Origin of the sequence: Salinibacterium sp. ZJ70 (assembly GCF_011751865.2) — a bacterium.
In the GTDB taxonomy this organism is placed as follows: Bacteria; Actinomycetota; Actinomycetes; order Actinomycetales; family Microbacteriaceae; genus Homoserinibacter.
On record NZ_CP061770.1, the window covers coordinates 1,174,186 to 1,191,567 of the forward strand.

21 protein-coding genes are annotated in these 17,382 nt (G+C 69.2%); 13 read left to right on the forward strand and 8 right to left on the reverse strand.

What is annotated here, in order from left to right; genetic code table 11:
• Nucleotides 1–10: 10 nt before the first annotated feature.
• Nucleotides 11–451 carry an SRPBCC family protein gene (locus tag HCR12_RS05465; RefSeq protein ID WP_166869201.1) on the reverse strand — a complete coding sequence of 147 codons (441 nt, stop codon included), beginning with the start codon at nt 449–451 and terminating at the stop codon, nt 11–13.
• Complete coding sequence (locus tag HCR12_RS05470; RefSeq protein ID WP_166869199.1) at nt 448–780, reverse strand: ArsR/SmtB family transcription factor; 333 nt, start codon at nt 778–780, stop codon at nt 448–450. Before HCR12_RS05470 ends, HCR12_RS05465 begins: the two co-directional genes overlap by 4 nt.
• 105 nt (nt 781–885) lie before the next feature.
• Here HCR12_RS05470 and HCR12_RS05475 point away from each other — a divergent pair, with 105 nt between their 5' ends.
• Genes HCR12_RS05475 through HCR12_RS05485 form a run of 3 tightly spaced genes read left to right on the forward strand, consistent with a single transcriptional unit; the run spans nt 886 to nt 3,791 of the window.
• Nucleotides 886–1,701 carry an isoprenyl transferase gene (locus HCR12_RS05475; protein ID WP_166869197.1) on the forward strand — a complete coding sequence of 272 codons (816 nt, stop codon included), beginning with the start codon at nt 886–888 and terminating at the stop codon, nt 1,699–1,701.
• 9 nt (nt 1,702–1,710) lie between these two features.
• Nucleotides 1,711–2,496, forward strand: coding sequence for a hypothetical protein (locus HCR12_RS05480; protein ID WP_166869195.1), 786 nt, complete (start codon nt 1,711–1,713; stop codon nt 2,494–2,496).
• Between the two features lie 59 nt (nt 2,497–2,555).
• Nucleotides 2,556–3,791, forward strand: coding sequence for a PrsW family intramembrane metalloprotease (locus HCR12_RS05485; RefSeq protein ID WP_166869193.1), 1,236 nt, complete (start codon nt 2,556–2,558; stop codon nt 3,789–3,791).
• 154 nt (nt 3,792–3,945) lie between these two features.
• Here HCR12_RS05485 and HCR12_RS05490 read toward each other — a convergent pair whose 3' ends face one another.
• On the reverse strand, nt 3,946–5,142 hold the full coding sequence (locus HCR12_RS05490) for a MarP family serine protease (protein WP_166869191.1): 1,197 nt from the start codon (nt 5,140–5,142) through the stop codon (nt 3,946–3,948).
• A 169-nt stretch (nt 5,143–5,311) separates the two neighbouring features.
• Here HCR12_RS05490 and rpsO point away from each other — a divergent pair, with 169 nt between their 5' ends.
• The 3 genes from rpsO to HCR12_RS05505 all read left to right on the forward strand — a co-directional run bounded on the left by rpsO (nt 5,312) and on the right by HCR12_RS05505 (nt 6,326).
• Entirely contained in the window at nt 5,312–5,581 is a 270-nt protein-coding gene (gene rpsO / locus HCR12_RS05495) for a 30S ribosomal protein S15 (RefSeq protein WP_166869189.1), read from the forward strand.
• Nucleotides 5,582–5,735: 154 nt separating this feature from the next.
• The gene (locus tag HCR12_RS05500; RefSeq protein WP_166869187.1) at nt 5,736–5,885 is read left to right on the forward strand and encodes a hypothetical protein; all 150 of its coding nucleotides are present in this window, start codon (nt 5,736–5,738) and stop codon (nt 5,883–5,885) included.
• 9 nt (nt 5,886–5,894) lie between these two features.
• Nucleotides 5,895–6,326 (forward strand): hypothetical protein, encoded by a 432-nt coding sequence (locus tag HCR12_RS05505; protein WP_166869184.1) that lies wholly within the window; start codon nt 5,895–5,897, stop codon nt 6,324–6,326.
• A 39-nt stretch (nt 6,327–6,365) separates the two neighbouring features.
• Here HCR12_RS05505 and trxA read toward each other — a convergent pair whose 3' ends face one another.
• Nucleotides 6,366–6,743, reverse strand: coding sequence for a thioredoxin (gene trxA / locus HCR12_RS05510; protein ID WP_166869181.1), 378 nt, complete (start codon nt 6,741–6,743; stop codon nt 6,366–6,368).
• Between the two features lie 130 nt (nt 6,744–6,873).
• Here trxA and HCR12_RS05515 point away from each other — a divergent pair, with 130 nt between their 5' ends.
• Complete coding sequence (locus HCR12_RS05515) at nt 6,874–8,082, forward strand: LLM class flavin-dependent oxidoreductase (protein ID WP_166869537.1); 1,209 nt, start codon at nt 6,874–6,876, stop codon at nt 8,080–8,082.
• 1 nt (nt 8,083) lies between these two features.
• On the forward strand, nt 8,084–8,725 hold the full coding sequence (locus tag HCR12_RS05520) for an FMN reductase (protein ID WP_166869179.1): 642 nt from the start codon (nt 8,084–8,086) through the stop codon (nt 8,723–8,725).
• A 92-nt stretch (nt 8,726–8,817) separates the two neighbouring features.
• Here HCR12_RS05520 and HCR12_RS05525 read toward each other — a convergent pair whose 3' ends face one another.
• A complete protein-coding gene (locus HCR12_RS05525) occupies nt 8,818–9,003 on the reverse strand; it encodes a DUF5302 domain-containing protein (protein WP_166869177.1) in 186 nt (61 codons plus the stop codon).
• Nucleotides 9,004–9,300: 297 nt separating this feature from the next.
• Here HCR12_RS05525 and HCR12_RS05530 point away from each other — a divergent pair, with 297 nt between their 5' ends.
• Together HCR12_RS05530 and HCR12_RS05535 are read left to right on the forward strand one after the other, a co-directional pair.
• A complete protein-coding gene (locus tag HCR12_RS05530) occupies nt 9,301–9,681 on the forward strand; it encodes a hypothetical protein (protein WP_166869175.1) in 381 nt (126 codons plus the stop codon).
• Between the two features lie 321 nt (nt 9,682–10,002).
• Nucleotides 10,003–12,282 carry a polyribonucleotide nucleotidyltransferase gene (locus HCR12_RS05535; protein WP_166869173.1) on the forward strand — a complete coding sequence of 760 codons (2,280 nt, stop codon included), beginning with the start codon at nt 10,003–10,005 and terminating at the stop codon, nt 12,280–12,282.
• A 60-nt stretch (nt 12,283–12,342) separates the two neighbouring features.
• On the opposite strand, the gene HCR12_RS05540 is transcribed toward HCR12_RS05535, so the two are convergent.
• Entirely contained in the window at nt 12,343–12,867 is a 525-nt protein-coding gene (locus HCR12_RS05540; protein ID WP_166869171.1) for a YbhB/YbcL family Raf kinase inhibitor-like protein, read from the reverse strand.
• A 223-nt stretch (nt 12,868–13,090) separates the two neighbouring features.
• Here HCR12_RS05540 and HCR12_RS05545 point away from each other — a divergent pair, with 223 nt between their 5' ends.
• Nucleotides 13,091–14,053, forward strand: a complete 963-nt coding sequence (locus tag HCR12_RS05545; RefSeq protein WP_166869168.1) for an aldo/keto reductase — start codon at nt 13,091–13,093, stop codon at nt 14,051–14,053.
• 46 nt (nt 14,054–14,099) lie between these two features.
• Here HCR12_RS05545 and HCR12_RS05550 read toward each other — a convergent pair whose 3' ends face one another.
• Complete coding sequence (locus tag HCR12_RS05550; protein ID WP_224763690.1) at nt 14,100–14,708, reverse strand: TetR/AcrR family transcriptional regulator; 609 nt, start codon at nt 14,706–14,708, stop codon at nt 14,100–14,102.
• 208 nt (nt 14,709–14,916) lie between these two features.
• Between HCR12_RS05550 and HCR12_RS05555 the strand changes: the two genes are divergently transcribed.
• Nucleotides 14,917–16,272 carry a M16 family metallopeptidase gene (locus HCR12_RS05555; protein ID WP_166869166.1) on the forward strand — a complete coding sequence of 452 codons (1,356 nt, stop codon included), beginning with the start codon at nt 14,917–14,919 and terminating at the stop codon, nt 16,270–16,272.
• A gap of 9 nt (nt 16,273–16,281) precedes the next feature.
• Nucleotides 16,282–16,884, forward strand: coding sequence for a histidine phosphatase family protein (locus HCR12_RS05560; RefSeq protein ID WP_166869164.1), 603 nt, complete (start codon nt 16,282–16,284; stop codon nt 16,882–16,884).
• Nucleotides 16,885–16,907: 23 nt separating this feature from the next.
• Here HCR12_RS05560 and HCR12_RS05565 read toward each other — a convergent pair whose 3' ends face one another.
• Complete coding sequence (locus HCR12_RS05565) at nt 16,908–17,369, reverse strand: GNAT family N-acetyltransferase (protein ID WP_166869162.1); 462 nt, start codon at nt 17,367–17,369, stop codon at nt 16,908–16,910.
• Nucleotides 17,370–17,382: the final 13 nt, after the last annotated feature.

A 17,382-nucleotide genomic window follows, 5' to 3' on the forward strand; every position in this document is an offset into this window, starting at 1 on the left:
GCGCTTCGGCTCAGCCTGCGAGCACCGCGCGCTCGAGGCTCGCGAGACCCCACTCCCAGCCCTGGGTGTGCTCGTCGGCCGACTCGGCGGTGAGGCCCGTCTCGGTGACGGTCACGAGCGTGCCGTCCCCCTCCGCGGAGAAGACGACGTCGATGAAGCTCGTCTCGGATACGTCGTCGCCGTGGACGGTCCCTTCCCAGGTGAGTCGGTGCGGTTCGTCGTAGGCCGTGTAGGTGCCGGCCTCCGTGAACGCGTCGCCCTCGGGTGCGGGGCCGAATCGCACGATGTACCCGCCGCCCACCCCGGGGGTGATCTCGGCGTGGCCCACGACCCAGTCGTCGACGGGCGCGTACCAGCTCACGATGAGCTCGGCGCTCGTCCAATACGAGAAGACCTTCTGGATGGGGGCGGCGATCAGTCGGGTGATGGTGATGGTGCGCTCGTTCGTCATTCGGGGGTTCCTTCCGCGATTCGGTTCTCGAGGGCGTCGAGGCGTGTCGTCCAGCGGCGCCGGTGCGTCTCGATCCATTCCGCTGCCTCGTCGAGGGCGGCGTGGTTGAGCCGGCACATGCGCACGCGACCGTGCTTGGTGCTCGTGATGAGCCCGGCGTCGTCGAGCACGCCGAGGTGACGCGTCGCTGTGGGCAGGGCGATCCCGAAGGGCTCGGCGAGCTGGGTGACGGATGCCGGCCCGCTCGCGAGTCGTTCGATCATCGCCCGGCGTGTGGGGTCGGCGAGAGCGGCGAACACGAGGTCGCCGCGCTCAGAACGCTTAGCCATGCGGCTAAGTATTTGCGCACCTCCGCCACGTGTCAAGACGTGGGCCGCTCGCCGCATCCTCCGGCACCTGCCGTATCGTCGAGGGGTGACGGAAGCGAGCTCGCGATGACCCCCGTGCCGAAGACGCACAAGGATGCAGTCGACTTCGTGCCGATCGACTGGACAGGGCAGTACCCGCCCGCGATCCCCGCATCCGACGTGCCCGAGCACGTCGCGATCGTCATGGACGGCAACGGACGCTGGGCCAACCGCCGAGGCCTCACCCGCGTCGAAGGACACAAGGCGGGCGAGGCGGCGCTTCTCGATGTCGTCGCCGGTGCGATCCAGATCGGCGTCAAGCACCTGTCGGTCTACGCATTCTCGACCGAGAACTGGAAGCGCAGCCCCGACGAGGTGCGGTTCCTGATGGGCTTCAACCGCGACGTGCTGCACCGCCGTCGCGACCAGCTCAACGAGTGGGGCGTGCGCGTGCGCTGGGCGGGTCGCCGGCCGAAGCTGTGGCGCTCCGTCATCGACGAGCTGCAGTTCGCCGAGCAGCTCACCGCACACAACTCGACACTGACCCTCACGATGTGCGTCAACTACGGAGGGCGCACCGAGATCGCGGACGCCGTTCGCGGGATCGCCGCGGAGGTCGCAGCAGGGCGACTGTCGCCGAACCGCATCTCCGAGAAGACCATCCAGAAGCACCTCTACGTGCCGGACCTGCCCGACGTCGATCTCTTCGTGCGCAGCTCCGGCGAGCAGCGCACCAGCAACTTCATGCTCTGGCAGTCGGCCTACGCCGAGATGGTGTTCCTCGACACCCTGTGGCCCGACTTCGGGCGTCAGCAGCTGTGGGATGCCGTGGGGATGTATCGCTCGCGCTCGCGCCGATTCGGCGGCGCGGTGGATGCTCCGACGGAATCCAGCGCAAGTTAGGCTCGCTCCGTGGATCTGGACCCGCTGCTCGTCGCCGCTCTGATCCTGCAGACGGCGATCTTCGCGCTCCTCGTGGGCGACGCCATCACGCTGTTCATCGACGCCCGCCGCATCCGCGACACCGATGACCCCGAGCTCATCACGCGCAACAGCGTGCGTGAGCTCACCTGGTCGATGGCGGTCGCAGCCATCACCGGCGTCGTCGTCGCGTTCGGCGTCGATGTCGCGGCACGTGCCATCTTCGACGCATCGCAGCCACTCGTGGCCTACCTCGCGCTCGTCATCACCGCGCTCGTCGCGTTCGGCGTCGGCGCCCTCGCGGTCGGCGCCGTCGTGCGCCGCGACCGCCCCACCTACGCCCGCATCCGCCGCGACCTGCGCGACCGCGCCATCCTGCAGCTCGAGCCCGACGAGCTCGATGAGTTCGAGCTGCGTCTCGCCGACGCCGACCGCTCGCGCGCCCGCCGCTCGGCAGCGGGGCCCCTCATCCGCGTCGTCGCGCTCGTCGCCGTCATCGCCTTCGGCATCGTGACCGCGATCGTCGGATTCGCCGACGGCCTTCCTGGCATCGCGATCGCCGCGATCGCAGCGGCTGCGCTCAGTGTCGCCGCGTACGTCGTCGCGACGCGCGCCGCCGTTGTGCGCGCCCAGGCGGTCGACGCCGTCCGCAGCGCCCAGCGCGCCGAGGTGGTGGCGCTTCTCGAGCGGGCGCGCATCCCGCAGCGCAAGAGCGTTCCGGGGCTCCGCGACCGCGTCAGCCGCGCGCTCGCGATCCTGCGCGAGCAGCAGAAGTAGCGCAGGCGACGCACAGCGACCGAGCCCTGTCGGCCGCATCGTCCGGTTAGGGTATCGGGATGTCGTACGACACAGCCGCATCGTCCGCGCAACCGCACTCCCGCCCACAGGCGGCGCAGCCTCACGCCGCGCCGCCCGAGCTGCAGGCTCAGACGCAGGCACCGCCGCAGCCCGTCTTCGCGGACCCCGTCGTGCCGTCCAACTCGCGCCTCGCCTGGGGGATCGCCGGCATCGTCGTGGGAGCCCTCGCTCTTCTCGGGGTGCTCGCCTACATGCTCCTCGCGCTCGGGCCGGTGCTGCTCGTGGCGAGCTCGGTGCTCGCGCTCGTTCCGCTCGCGATCGTGCTCTACGGCGTGCTCTGGATCGACAGGTGGGAGCCGGAGCCGCGCGGGCTGCTGCTGTTCGCGTTCCTCTGGGGGTCGGGTGTCTCGGTCGCCGTGGCACTCATCGTGGGCTTCGGGATCGATACCGTCGTCGACGGTGCCGTGATCGACGCCGGCACCTACGAATTCCTCGGTGCGGTCGTTCAGGCTCCCGTCGTCGAGGAGGTGGCGAAGGGCCTCGGCGTGCTGCTCATCTTCCTCGTCGCGCGGCGCTACTTCGATGGGCCCGTGGACGGTGTCGTGTATGCGAGCGTCGCGGCGGCAGGCTTCGCCTTCACTGAGAACATCCTCTACTTCGCGGCGAGCATGGCCGAGTCGGGTCTCGTCTCGGCGGACGCCACCATGACCTTCTTCCTCCGCGGCATCATGTCGCCCTTCGCGCACGCCATGTTCACGGCGATGATCGGACTCTTCATCGGGCTGTGGGGGCGCCGCAGCACGATGGGAGGCATCGCCGGGTTCTTCGTCGGCCTGGTCTTCGCGATCACGCTGCACGCGCTGTGGAACGCCACGTCCTACCTCGGACTCCTCGGATGGTTCGCCGTCTACGTCATCGTGCAGATGCCGTTGTTCGCGGGTGCGATCGTGCTCGTCGTGCAGCTGCGCAAGCGCGAGACTCTGCTCACGCAGGAGCGGCTGGCCGAGTATGCGGCGGCAGGCTGGATCAGCCCGCAGGAGGTCACCACTCTCGGCACCGCGAGCGGCCGTCGCCACGCGCGCCAGTGGGCGAAGGCCAACGGCATGGGCGCCCACATGGAGCGCTACATCCGCGATGCCACCCGTCTCGCGTTCGCGCGACAGCGCATCGTGTCGGGACGTGACCGCATCGGCGCCCAGAAAGATGAGCTCGTTCTGCTCGCGCAGGTCACCGCGTCGCGCCAGGCGCTGATGGCGGCGCCGCGACTGGGCTGACGCTTCTCGCGCGGGCCCAGACAGACTCATCGCCCTGTGGCGGGTCAGTGACTCCGGCTCGTCAGGGCGATGAGTTGATCTGCATCCAGGGTGCACCGGGGCGCCCGTCTCGTCAACCCCCGGTCCCCTTCGGAAGGGGATGACGGGATGCGGATCAGCCGGCGACGCAGGCGCCCGAGGAGACGGGGGCGGTGAGGGAGCGGGCGTCGGCCACGATCTGAGCGAGCTGCGCCGAGGAGAGGGCATAGCCGACCCGCTCGGCGGTCGCGGCCCGCGCGAAGATGAGACCTGTGACGTCGCCGTCGAGGGCGACGAGCGGTCCGCCGGAGTTGCCCGGAACGACTTCCGCAGCGAGGGTGAGCACCTCGCGCAGGTGCACGGAGCCGCCGTGGATGTCGGCGACGCGCTCTTGCGAGATGGCGAGCACCTCCGCGGGGACGCTCGTGAATCCGCCGCCGTGCGGGTATCCGTCGACGACGCCGCGGTCGCCCACCTGGGCATCGTCGAGGGGGAGGGGGCGGGCGGTGAGACCGGGTGCGGCGATCACGGCCACATCGGCTCCGGCGTCGAAGAGCACGATCTGCCCGTCGACGACCTGGCCGTCGGGCAGCGTCACGACGGGCCGGGTGACGCCCGCGACGACGTGCGCGTTCGTGACGACGCGCTCGGGGGCGATCACGAATCCGCTCCCGGTCTGGTTCTGTCCGCATGCGAATGCGACGCCCGAGATGCGGGCGACGGATGCTGCAGCCGCGTCGAGCGGATCGGTGGCGGTGTCGATCACGGGCGGCGCGGGTGCGGTCGTCACACCGCCGAGCGCGCGGTCGATCGTGGGGATGCCGGTCTCGAAGATCGCGGCGCGCACGCGGCCCAGCGCTTCATCGACCGGGGCGGGGGTGACGGACTCGATCGCTCGGATGACGGCGGAGCGCGCTACCGCCTGCGAGAGCACGGGCACTCCCATCTGGGCGACGGATCCGGCGACGAGCGTGGTCACGAGGGCCGCGGCCGTGAGGTTGGCGAGCGCGCCGAAGATCCGCGCCGCCGTGCCGGGGTCGCGCTCGCGGCGGGGGTCATCGGAGCGGCGCTGCAGGCGCGAGGCGACCGTCGCCCCGATGAGGTGTCCGCCGGCGAGCAGCAGGAGCGAGGCGGCGACCGCCGCCCCGAGGCGCAGGTCGGGTGAGGGGATCGCGGCGGCGATGACAGGAACCGCGAAGTAGGCGGCGATGCCTCCCGCGGCGATGCCGACGATGACGCTCACGCTGCGCAGGATCCCGTTGCGCCATCCTTCGCCGAGGTAGACCAGCAGCACGAGCGCCAGGATGACGTCGAGGATCCGTTCGGCGATCATGGAACCAGTCTTTCAAAGTCGGCGGCGGCGATGCGGCCCACTCGCAGGCGGGCAGCGCTTCCGACTGTCTCTGTTAGAGTGGGCAGGTTGCCGTCTAACGGCCGCGGATCAAGAGCGCCCCTGCATTCGGCAGGAGGCACCGCGCAACGACAGAGAGGGGATCCCCACTATGGCACTGGATGCAGATGTCAAGAAGGCGATCATCGACGAGTACGCTACCGCCCCCGGAGACACCGGATCCCCCGAGGTCCAGGTCGCGCTTCTCACCAAGCGCATCAAGGACCTCACGGAGCACCTCAAGGAGCACAAGCACGACCACCACTCGCGTCGTGGCCTGCTGCTCCTCGTGGGCCAGCGTCGTCGCCTCCTGGGTTACCTCCAGGACGTGGACATCAACCGCTACCGTTCGCTCATCGAGCGCCTCGGGCTGCGTCGCTGACGTCGATCGACACCGCGATCTTCTTGCGAAGGCCGTCACCTGCGGGTGGCGGCCTTCGTCATTCCCGAACATCGCGGAGCGGGTGAGAGCGCGGAAGGCGCGCCACCCGATCGGGGGGATGGAATACGACGCCCGACAGGCGCATGCTCGGCACATGGACGAATGCCGGCACGGGCTCATCGCGGCAGTCTGCGCGCTCTGCTGCCGTGCCGCGGATGCTGCGGAGGCCGCGGAGAACCTGGGGGAGCGGACCTCGGACGCCGTGCGCGCCCCGCTCGCGCTCGCGGGAGCGCCCCGCCCCTAGGATCGGCCCATGGGTCTTTTCGGGAGCAAGCGCGGCGTCGACACCTCTCTTCCGCGGGAGGATCGCGGCTTCGGGAGCTTCGACGACTACGTCTACAACCTCGAGCCGCGCAGCAAGCGCACCACGATGGTGCTCGCTGGCTCCGACCCGCACCAGGATGAGATCGCGAAGATCCTCGAGTCCGGCGCGGAGACGATCGAGACGGCCATCTCGCCGCGCACGCTCGACCAGGAGCGCGTCGACGCCCCCATCGAGGTGAGGCTCTTCACCGGGCGCCGCGTGAGCGGGGTGGTGGGCACCATCCCGCGCGGCCTCGAGTCGGTGATCGATGAGAACCTGCGTCGCCTGGACACGCGGGGCCTCAAGCAGCGCATCCCGGTGCGCATCGACAAGAAGCGCGAGGGCTACAGGGTCGTCCTTCTCATGGGCGCACTGAAGTAGCCTTCGCGCCTGACGCTGCGAAGGCTACGCGGCCGTGCGTCAGCTCTGCGAGGTCGCAGCTTCGGCGGCGTCGATCTGTGCGCGGACCTCGTCCATGTCGAGCGCGCGGATCTGGGTGATGAGGTCTTCGAGCACGGGGCCGGGGAGGGCGCCGGGCTGCGAGAAGACGCCGATGCCGTCGCGGAACGCCATGAGTGTGGGAATCGAGCGGATGTTCATCGCGGCCGAGAGTCCCTGCTCGGCGTCGGTGTCGATCTTCGCGAAGGTGATGTCGGGGTGCGCTTCGCTCGCCTTCTCGAAGATGGGGCCGAATGCACGGCACGGACCGCACCATTCCGCCCAGAAGTCGACGAGCACGATGCCACCCTCCAGGATGGTGCTCTCGAAGGTGTCTGCCGTGAGGTCGATAGTCGCCATGACTTCAGGCTAGGGGAGTGCCGGATTTCCCGCATGTGGGCGGGAATACTCTCGGGTGCTCCCCGGTTTCATCCGATATCAATGCATATGCATAGAACGTACGAGGGATAGGACCCGAGCCATGAGCCAGATGCAGTTCGGCATCTTCAGCGTCAGCGACATCACGCGCGACCCCACGACCGGTCACACGCCGAGCGAGGCCGAGCGCATCCGCGACATCGTCGAGATCGCCAAGCAGGTCGAGGCCGTCGGGCTCGACGTCTTCGCGCTCGGTGAGCACCACAACCCGCCGTTCTTCTCGTCGTCGCCCACCACGACGCTCGCCTACATCGGCGCGCAGACCGAGACGCTCATCCTGTCGACCGCGACGACCCTCATCACGACCAACGACCCGGTGAAGATCGCCGAGGACTACGCGATGCTGCAGCACCTCACGGGCGGCCGCGTCGACCTCGTGATGGGGCGCGGCAACACCGGGCCCGTCTACCCGTGGTTCGGGCAGGACATCCGCCAGGGACTCCCGCTCGCGATCGAGAACTACGCCCTGCTGCGCAAGCTCTGGGATGAGGACGTCGTCGACTGGGAGGGCAAGTTCCGCACGCCCCTGCAGGGCTTCACCTCGACCCCGCGCCCGCTCGGCGGCGTCGCGCCGTTCGTGTGGCACGGATCCATCCGCACACCCGAGATCGCCGAGCAGGCTGCGTACTACGGCGACGGCTTCTTCGCGAACAACATCTTCTGGCCCAAGGAGCACTACCAGAAGCTCATCGCTCTGTACCGTCAGCGCTACGCCCACTACGGTCACGGCACGCCCGAGCAGGCGATCGTCGGGCTCGGCGGCCAGGCGTTCATGGCGAAGAACTCGCAGGATGCGGTGACGCAGTTCCGTCCGTACTTCGACAACGCGCCCGTCTACGGCCACGGCCCGTCGCTCGAGTCCTTCAGCGAGATGACGCCGCTCACGGTCGGCTCGCCGCAGCAGGTCATCGACCGCTACGCCGCGATGCGCGACCACTACGGCGACTACCAGCGCCAGCTGTTCCTCATGGACCACGCGGGGCTGCCGCTGAAGACCGTGCTCGAGCAGATCGAGCTCCTCGGCACCGAGGTCGTTCCGGTGCTCCGCCGCGAGCTGGCCGAGAACCGCCCCGCCGAGGTGCCGGATGCGCCCACACACGCCGCCCGTGTCGCGGCGAAGTTCGGCAACGAACCGGCTCGCGAGGCACGCCCGAGTGCCGGCGCTGGCAACAACCTCACCGTCGGAGGTCCGTACCTCGACACCCCGGCTCCCGTCGTCGCGGGTGCCGCGTTCGGCCTCGGCGCTCGGAAGGGGAACTGACATGACACGCCGCATCGCCGTCATCTCGGCGGGGCTCTCGAACCCCTCGTCCACCCGGATGCTCGCCGACCGGCTCGCATCGGTGACCGTCTCCGAGCTCGCCGCGCGCGGTGTCGAGGCGACCGTCGACATCATCGAGCTGCGTGACCTCGCGCACGACATCACCGACAACCTGCTGACGGGCTTCGCCCCGCCCGCTCTCGAATCGGCGATCACGCGCGTCACGAGCGCCGACGGACTCATCGCCGTCACGCCGATCTTCTCGACGAGCTACTCGGGCCTGTTCAAGTCGTTCTTCGATGTGGTCGACCCGGACGCGCTCACGGGCGTGCCGGTGCTCATCGGCGCGAACGCCGGAACCGCGCGCCATTCGCTCGCGATCGACTACGCGATCCGTCCGCTCTTCACCTACCTGCACGCCGAGCCGGTGCCGACGGGCGTGTTCGCCGCGTCGAGCGACTGGGGATCAGCTTCGGATGACGTGAAGCCGCTCGCCTCGCGCATCGAGCGCGGCGCGCGCGAGCTCGCCGAGGCGATGGCGAACCGCGACGCGCGCCAGATCGTCGACCCGTTCAGCCCGGAGGCGTTCCTCGGTGAGGGCAAGTCGTTCGGCCACCTGCTCGGCGGTCTCGCGGGGGAGTAGCCCGGCGGCGACGGAAAGGGCGAGGGCTGATCACAGCCCTCGCCCTTCGTCTGCGGCGACCGTTCGGGTCGCCGCGTGAGGCATGGTTCGGCTCAGCCGCCGGACTTGCGGCGGAACTCGCGCTTGCCGCCCGCACGCGTGTGCGCTTCGTGCACCGCGCCTTCGCCTTCGAGGTGGCCGGGGCGATCGTGCGACTGTTGCTTCTTGCGCTCGAGTGCCTCACGGAACTTGCGCTTCACATCCTCGGATGCGGCGTTGGTCTTCTCGTTGTCACTCATAGGGCCAGCATAGGACGGCGCCCGGTTCCTCGCGAGGGCCGGCGCCTCGTGCCACGATGAGGTGTGCTCACCACCCGACGCGTCGCCGCCGCATGGAGTGCGTCTGCAGTGGCGGCGGCCTGCGCGATCGCGGGCGCGGCAGCTCTGCCGGGGGGTGGGAGACCAGATGCTCCGGAGGGCGCCGAGGTTCCCGTGTGGCTCGTTGACGTCGTGATCCAACGCTGCACCTTCCCCGACCACAGCCGCGACGGGATGACCTCGCTCGGGTGGACGCACGATGAGGGGGAGGCTCCGCGCGTGACCGATGCGGAGTGGTACTCCGACGCGGGTCAGCACTCGCTCGCCGACACGGGGGAGGCACAGCGCGTCGACGCCTGCCTGCAGTCGTTCTCGTGGCCTGCGCCGCCCTACGAGTCGTGGCGGAGCCTCACCGAGCACGAGCGCACGGTCGCCAACAGATGGGTCGAGAGCTACGCCCGGCCGTGCGCAGGCGCGAACGGTCTGGACCACCCCGAGGTGATCTTCCACTACAGCGATGACGCCGGACTGTCGATGCTGCGGGCCCTCGGATCCCGTTACGAGACCAGCGAGCTGCCGGTCGAGCGACTCGTCGCCATCGGTCAGGCCTGCCCGATCCTCCCGCCGTCGGTCCCGCAGGTGGCCCCGGGATGGTGGTGATGCTGCGCCGTGCGACAGGCCCGCGACGCCCGCATTACTGGTTCTCGATGGCCCTGACTGGTAGCCTGGGTGCGGCTGCCATCCGGCGGCCACCCCGACGCGCGCCAGCGCCGAGGGGGTGAACCGGAGCAGGCCGGCACGAAGCTGGTCACCGGTGGTGGTTCTCTGAACACCCCAGTTTCCTGTGGGGGAGCGTCAGAGCCCTTCTACTGTTGACCAGATCCAGGCGAGCGGCGCGCACATCTATGCGCGTCACGTCCTTCCTGTCCGCTCCTGCTCCGATGCAGAGCCGCGCGTATCGCGGCAGCAAGGAGAGACCTCGTGGAAGGCCCCGAGATCAAGTTCGCCGAAACCGTCATCGACAATGGCAAGTTCGGCACCCGCACCATCCGATTCGAGACCGGTCGTCTCGCTCAGCAGGCTCAGGGCGCTGTCGCCGCCTACATCGACGAAGACACGATGATCCTGAGCGCCACCAGCGCGGGCAAGCACCCGCGTGAAGGCTTCGACTTCTTCCCGCTCACGGTCGACGTCGAAGAGCGTTCGTACGCCGCCGGCAAGATCCCCGGATCGTTCTTCCGTCGCGAGGGTCGCCCCTCGACCGAGGCGATCCTCGTCTGCCGTCTGATCGACCGCCCCCTGCGCCCGACCTTCGTCGAGGGTCTGCGCAACGAGGTGCAGATCGTCATCACCGTTCTCAGCATCGCGCCCGACGAGTTCTACGACGCGCTCGCGATCAACGCCGCCTCGGCCTCGACCCAGATCTCGGGTCTGCCGTTCTACGGTCCCGTCGCCGGCATCCGCCTCGCCCTCATCGGCGACCAGTGGGTGGCGTTCCCCAAGCACAGCCAGCTCGCGGAGGCCGTCTTCGACCTCACCGTCGCCGGCCGCCTCGTCACCGACAAGGACGGCAACGAGGACGTCGCGATCATGATGGTCGAGGCTGAGGCCACCGAGGTGAGCTGGGAGCTCATCCGCGCCGGCGCCACGAAGCCCGACGAGGCTGTCGTCGCGCAGGGCCTCGAGGCGTCGAAGCCGTTCCTCAAGCAGCTCATCAAGGCTCAGCAGGAGCTCGCCGCGCAGTCGGCGAAGGCGATCCAGGAGTTCCCGCTCTTCCCGCCGTACTCGGACGAGGCCTACAACGCCGTCGCCGAGATCGCGTACGACGACCTCAAGGCCGTCTACCAGATCGCCGACAAGCAGGAGCGTCAGAAGGCCGACGACGAGCTCAAGGAGCTCGTCAAGACCACCATCGCCGCCAAGGTCGAGGCGGGCGAGCTGAGCAGCGACGTCACCTCGATGGTCAGCGCCGCGTACAAGTCGGTCAGCAAGAAGGTCATGCGCACGCGCGTGCTCACGGAGGGCATCCGCATCGACGGCCGTGGCCTCTCCGACATCCGCGCGCTCGACGCCGAGGTGCAGGTCATCCCGCGCGTCCACGGCTCGGCGATCTTCCAGCGCGGCGAGACCCAGATCCTGGGTGTCACGACGCTCAACATGCTCAAGATGGAGCAGCAGATCGACTCGCTGTCGCCTGTCACCAAGAAGCGCTACCTGCACCACTACAACTTCCCGCCCTACTCGACCGGTGAGACCGGCCGCGTGGGTTCGCCGAAGCGTCGCGAGATCGGGCACGGCTTTCTCGCCGAGCGCGCCCTCGTGCCGGTGTTGCCGACGCGCGAGGAGTTCCCCTACGCAATCCGCCAGGTGTCTGAGGCTCTCAGCTCCAACGGATCGACGTCGATGGGCTCCGTGTGCGCCTCGACCCTCTCGCTGCTGAACGCCGGTGTGCCCCTCAAGGCCCCCGTCGCCGGTATCGCGATGGGCCTCATCTCGGACGAGGTCGACGGCGAGACCCGCTACGCGGCGCTCACCGACATCCTGGGTGCCGAAGACGCGCTCGGCGACATGGACTTCAAGGTCGCCGGAACCGCTGACTTCGTCACGGCCATCCAGCTCGACACCAAGCTCGCGGGTCTTCCCTCGTCGGTGCTCGACGGTGCGCTCAAGCAGGCCAAGGAGGCTCGCACGGCGATCCTCGCGGTCATCAACCAGGCGATCGACGGACCCGACGAGATGGCTCCGACGGCTCCGCGCGTGATCAGCGTGAACATCCCGGTCGACAAGATCGGCGAGCTCATCGGCCCCAAGGGCAAGACGATCAACGCCATCCAGGACGAGACCGGCGCCGAGATCTCGATCGAGGAGGACGGCACCGTGTACATCGGCGCTGTCGACGGCCCCTCGGCCGAGGCCGCGCGCGCCCAGGTGCTCGCGATCGGCAACCCGATCAACCCCGAGGTGGGCGAGCGCTTCCTCGGAACGGTCGTGAAGATCGCCACGTTCGGTGCGTTCGTGTCGCTCATGCCCGGCAAGGACGGCCTGATGCACATCTCCGAGGTGCGCAAGCTCGCCGGTGGCAAGCGCGTCGAGAACGTCGAGGACGTTCTCTCGATCGGCCAGAAGATCCAGGTCGAGATCACGAAGATGGACGACCGCGGCAAGCTGTCGCTGGCGCCCGTCGTCGAGGAGACCGAGGCTGCCGACACCGACAGCTCTGCTGCGTCGTCGGAGGGCCCTGAGGCTCCTGCCGAGGGCTGATCCTCTCATCGACCGGATGCCCGTCCCGCTTGCGCGGGGCGGGCATCCGTCGTCTCCGCACTATTCGGTGATGCTCAGTCCGACGGTGAAGCCGCGCGCCACCTCGTGGGCGCGCAGCATGCCGCCGAGCACCGCGGGCGTCGCGCCGACCGGCAGCTCGAGGTGCTCGATGTCGAGCGCGCTGACGACGAAGAAGTAGCGGTGCTCGCCGTGGCCCGCCGGGGGAGCGGCGCCGGCATACGCTTCAGCGCCCTGCTCGTTCGCCACCGTGATGGCACCCGGGGGCAGCAGACCCGAGCCGGGAGTGCCTGCGTCGCGGGCGAGGTGGTCGACTCCCGCGGGGATGTCGTACACGGCCCAGTGCCACCATCCGCTGAGGGTCGGCGCGTCGGGGTCGTACACGCGCACCACGAAGCTGCGCGCTGTGTCGGGTGCGTCCGTCCAACGCAGCTCGGGGGAGCGGTCCTCGCCACCCGCATAGCGTGCGCGTGCCCACTGCGGCAGGCGCGCGCCGTCCGCGAAATCAGGGCTGCGCACCGCGAGCGGGGCCACCTCGTCGAGCCGCCAGAACGGGTCGTTGGTCATCGTGTCCTCCTCGGTCGCACGCCTCCACCGTGGCACGTGAGGCGCGCCGACGTCGAGTGCACATCACGAAAAGGTTGCAATCGGCAGAACGTCCGGTGCACCTCTGCGGCGGAAGCGGATCGTCGGGTTAGCCTCGCACCCAGGTGGGAGGACGCTCATGGCGATGCGGATGGGGCGAGCAGGCGCAGGCGCTGCACCCGTCTCCGCGCCGACACCGACAGCCGTGCCCAGCACCGGAGAGACAGCGGCGATCGTCGGTGTGCGGCCGGTGCCTCGCCGCCGCATCCCGGGAACCGACTCGACCGTGTTCCCGCTCGCGGTGAGCGGCAAGTCGTTCGGCGACAGCGTGGCCGAGCAGACGGCCCACATGATCCTCGACGTGTTCACCGCCCTCGGCGGCAACATGATCGATACGGCCGATTCATACGCCGACGGCCGCAGCGAGCAGGTCATCGGCGACTGGGTGCGCAGCCGCCGGCAGCGCGACGACCTGGTGATCGCCACGAAGGTGGGAAGGTCGCGCGAGCATCCGGGGCTCTCGGCTCCCGCGATCACCTCAGCTGTGGATGCGTCGCTGACCAGGCTGTCGACGGACCGCATCGACGTGCTGTACCTGCACATCGACGACGAGTCCGTGCCGTTCGAGGAGACGCTCCTCACGGTCGACGACCTGATCCGGGCCGGCAAGGTGCGGGCGTTCGGGATGTCGGATCACACCGGCAATCGCCTGGTCGCCGCCCGCATCGCGTGCGCGCTGCTCGGTGTCGCGCCGATGTCGGCTCTGCAGAACGAGTACAGCCTCATGCATCGCGAGTACGAAGGCGATCTCGCGCGCGTCGCTGCGCAGCAGGGTCTCGCCGTGATGCCCCGTTTCCCGCTCGCGGGCGGGTACCTCACGGGGGCGTATCGCACGCGTGCGAGTGTGGTCGACAACCCCGCAGCGGAGTACGTCACGCCCTATCTGGGCCGTCGCGGTCGCCGCGTGCTGAGCGTCGTGGATCGGGTGGCGGAGGCGCTCGACGTGAGCCAGGCTGCCGTGTCGCTTGCCTGGCTGCTGTCGAAGCCGTGCGTCATCGCCCCGGTCGTGGCGGTGAGCTCGCCGGACCAGCTGCTGGATGTCATGAGCGCACCGAGCGTGCGGTTCAGCAGGCATCACCTCGCCGAGCTGGACCGCTCCGGCGACTGACGCGTCCGGATCTCACGCGTCCGGATCTGCGAGATCGGTCAGCTGGTTACGCGGCGATGCGCGTGGATGTGCCCGCGAGCGTGCGGTCGTACGCGCGCAGGAGGGCGGCGCTCGCGCCGATCGGGTCGCCGGCGTAGCCACCGGACATCGCTCCGTCGCGCGCGAGCACAAGATCGTCGGCGGCGTCGCCCGGCAGCGGGTGACCGAGCTGGCGCAGCAGTGTCTCGTAGATCTGGTACAGCCATTCGCGGTGGTCCTCGACCGCCTGGCGCACGGGGTGGCCGGACTCGGGGAACTCTGTCGCGGCCTTGAGGAACGGACAGCCGCGGAACTCAGAAGCGAGAATGTACTCCGCCTGCGCCTTGCTGATCGCGCGCAGCGCGTCCTCGGCGTTGTCGACGCCCAGGAGAGCCTCGTGGGTGACCTCGGCGATCTGCAGGTGCCGGTAGCTCACGTACTCGACGATGAGGCGGTCCTTGGAGCCGTAGTGCTTGTAGAAGGTGGCCTTCGTGACCGACGAGGTGGCGATGAGGCGATCGATGCCCACCGTGCGGATTCCCTCTTCGTAGAAGAGGCGGTCGGCGGTGTCGAGGATGCGCTGCTTCGCAGGGGCGAGGTGGTGGCGCTTGGGGACCTGGACGATGTCGATCGGCAAGACGGGTTCTCCTTGGGAATGGAAAGTCGTACTCAACTGGTGTGGGAAGTACGACGACCCCGGGGGAGGAAGTCGTTGTGGTGGTTCGCCGCCACGTTAGCATGATGAGGACAAACAGACGAGTCTGTCTGTCCTCATCGGGAGCGCCCCAGTTGAGGGGTCACCACCCCCCGGGCGCCGCACGGAGATGGCGTAGGCTCGGGGCGATATGAACGGCGCGGTGAAGCTTCCCCTCGACCTCGCGGACCTTCGGATCTCAGCATCCGGTGGAACGCTCGTCCGACGGACCGTCCTGCCGAGCGGGGTGCGCATCCTCACCGAACAGGTGCCCGGTTCGCAGAGCGCCACGGTCGGATTCTGGGTCGCCGTGGGCTCGCGCGATGAGGAGCCCGTGACCTACGGCTCGACGCACTTCCTCGAGCATCTGCTCTTCAAAGGCACCGGCACCCGCAGCGCACTCGACATCGCTGTCGCATTCGATTCGGTAGGCGGTGAGCACAACGCGCTCACCGCGAAGGAGCACACCTGCTACTTCGCAAAGGTGCGTGACCGCGATCTCGACATGGCGGTGCGCGTGCTCGCCGACATGTTCGCCTCGTCGCTGCTCGATCCCGTCGACTTCGAGAACGAGCGCGGCGTCATCCTCGAAGAGCTCGCGATGGCCGACGACGACCCCGCCGATGTGGCCGGGGAGCGCTTCTTCGAGGCGGTCTTCGGCGACCACCCGCTCGGTCGCCCCATCGGCGGCAGCCCGGAGGCGATCGGCGCCGTCAGCCGTGAGGCCGTGTGGGAGCACTACCGCGCCAACTACGGCCCCCGCGACCTCGTGATCACCGTCGCCGGCGCCGTCGATCACGACGCTCTCGTGCAGGTGGCGACCGAGGCGCTCCTCGCCGCGGGGTGGGATCTCGACGCTCCCGCGCTGCCGGTCGAGCGCCGTTCGCCCGTCGGCGGTCTCATCCGGCGCGGCTCGCCGTGCGTCACCGTCGAGCGTCCCCTCGAACAGGTCAACCTCTACCTCGGCGGCGAGGGAATCGCCGCGGCCGATCCGCGCCGCCCCGCGCTCACCGTGCTCAACTCGGTGCTCGGCGGCGGCATGAGCTCGCGACTCTTCCAGGAGATCCGCGAGAAGCGAGGTCTCGCGTACTCCGTGTACTCCTTCGCGTCGAGCTACTCGGATGCCGGTGTGATGGGGCTGTACGCGGGATGCTCGCCCGCGCGCGCCGTCGACGTCGCGGAGCTCATGCTCGCCGAGTTCCGGCGCATCGCAGCCGACGGCATCACCGACGACGAGATCGCCCGCGCCCGTGGGCAGCTGAGCGGCGCATCGGCACTCGCTCTCGAAGACTCCGACACGCGCATGAGCCGCCTCGGCCGCAGCGAGCTCACCCTCGGCGAGTTCGCCGACCTCGACGAGACCCTGCGTCGCATCGACCAGGTCACCTCCGATGACGTACGCGAGCTCGCCGCCGAACTGTCCGCCCGTCCGCTCTCGCTCGCCGCTGTCGGCCCTGTCGACGACACCCGCTTCGCGGGACTCGTGGGCGAGCCTCTCGCCGCCTGAGGAGGCCCGATGTCGCGCTACCTCTACCTCGTCCGCCACGGTGAGCAGCAGGATGCCGAGTACGGCCTCCCCGATGGCCCGCTGTCGGCACGCGGTGTGCGCCAGGCGCAGGCTGTCGCCGAGCGTCTCGGCGGCGTGCCCTTCGCGGGCGCCTGGACCTCGCCCCTGCAGCGCGCCCAGGAGACGGCCCGCATCATGACCGAGCGTCTTCCCTCGCTCGAACCGCAGCCCTCGGCGCTGCTGATGGACTGCATCCCGTCGGGCCCCACGCCCGACATGCCGCACTCATGGGAGCCGTTCTTCGGCTCGGTGACGGTGGAGGAGATCGACGCGGGCGAGGCGCAGATGGCCGACGCCGTCGCCGAGTGGCTGACCCCCACCCGCGAGGATCGGCATGACCTCCTCATCACCCACAACTTCGTCATCGGATGGTTCGTGCGCGAGGTGTTCGGCGCCGAGACATGGCGCTGGCTGGGTGTCAATCAGGCCAACTGCGGCCTCACGATCATCCGGGTGCGCTCGGCGAAGCCGCCGACGCTCGTGACCCACAACGACCTTGGGCACCTGCTGCCCGAGCTGCGCACGGGTCTCGCGGTCGACCAGCCGTACTGAGGCGGCCAGCGCCGACACGCCGCTCAGAGATCCTTGCGGAACCAGAGTGTCGCGTTGGGGTTGTCGTTGTACGGCTCGGCCTCGCTGTACCCCGCCGCGCGGTAGAGGCCGCCCGCAGCGGTGAGCGTCGCGTTCGTGTCGAGAACGGCGACCGTCGCGCCGAGCGCGCGCGCCCGGTCCTCGAGCTCGGCGAGCAGCATCCGCCCGTAACCGCGCCCGCGCGTGCTGCCCCGCAGGTAGAGGTGCTTGATCTCGGCGCGCTCTGCGTCGAGCATCCGCACGCCCCCGCACCCGACGGGCTCGCCGTCCTCCTCCACCACGAGGAACGCACCGCGCGGAGCGACGAATGCGGCGGGATTCGGATGCGTCACACGATAGGAGCCCGCGGTGGTGTCGAACCCGGAGATCCGCTCCGCGAAGTACTCGGTGAGCAGCTCGTGCGAAGCCGTTGAGTCGACGGACGCTTCGGTGAACTCGAGGGCCATGTCAGCCAGGCTA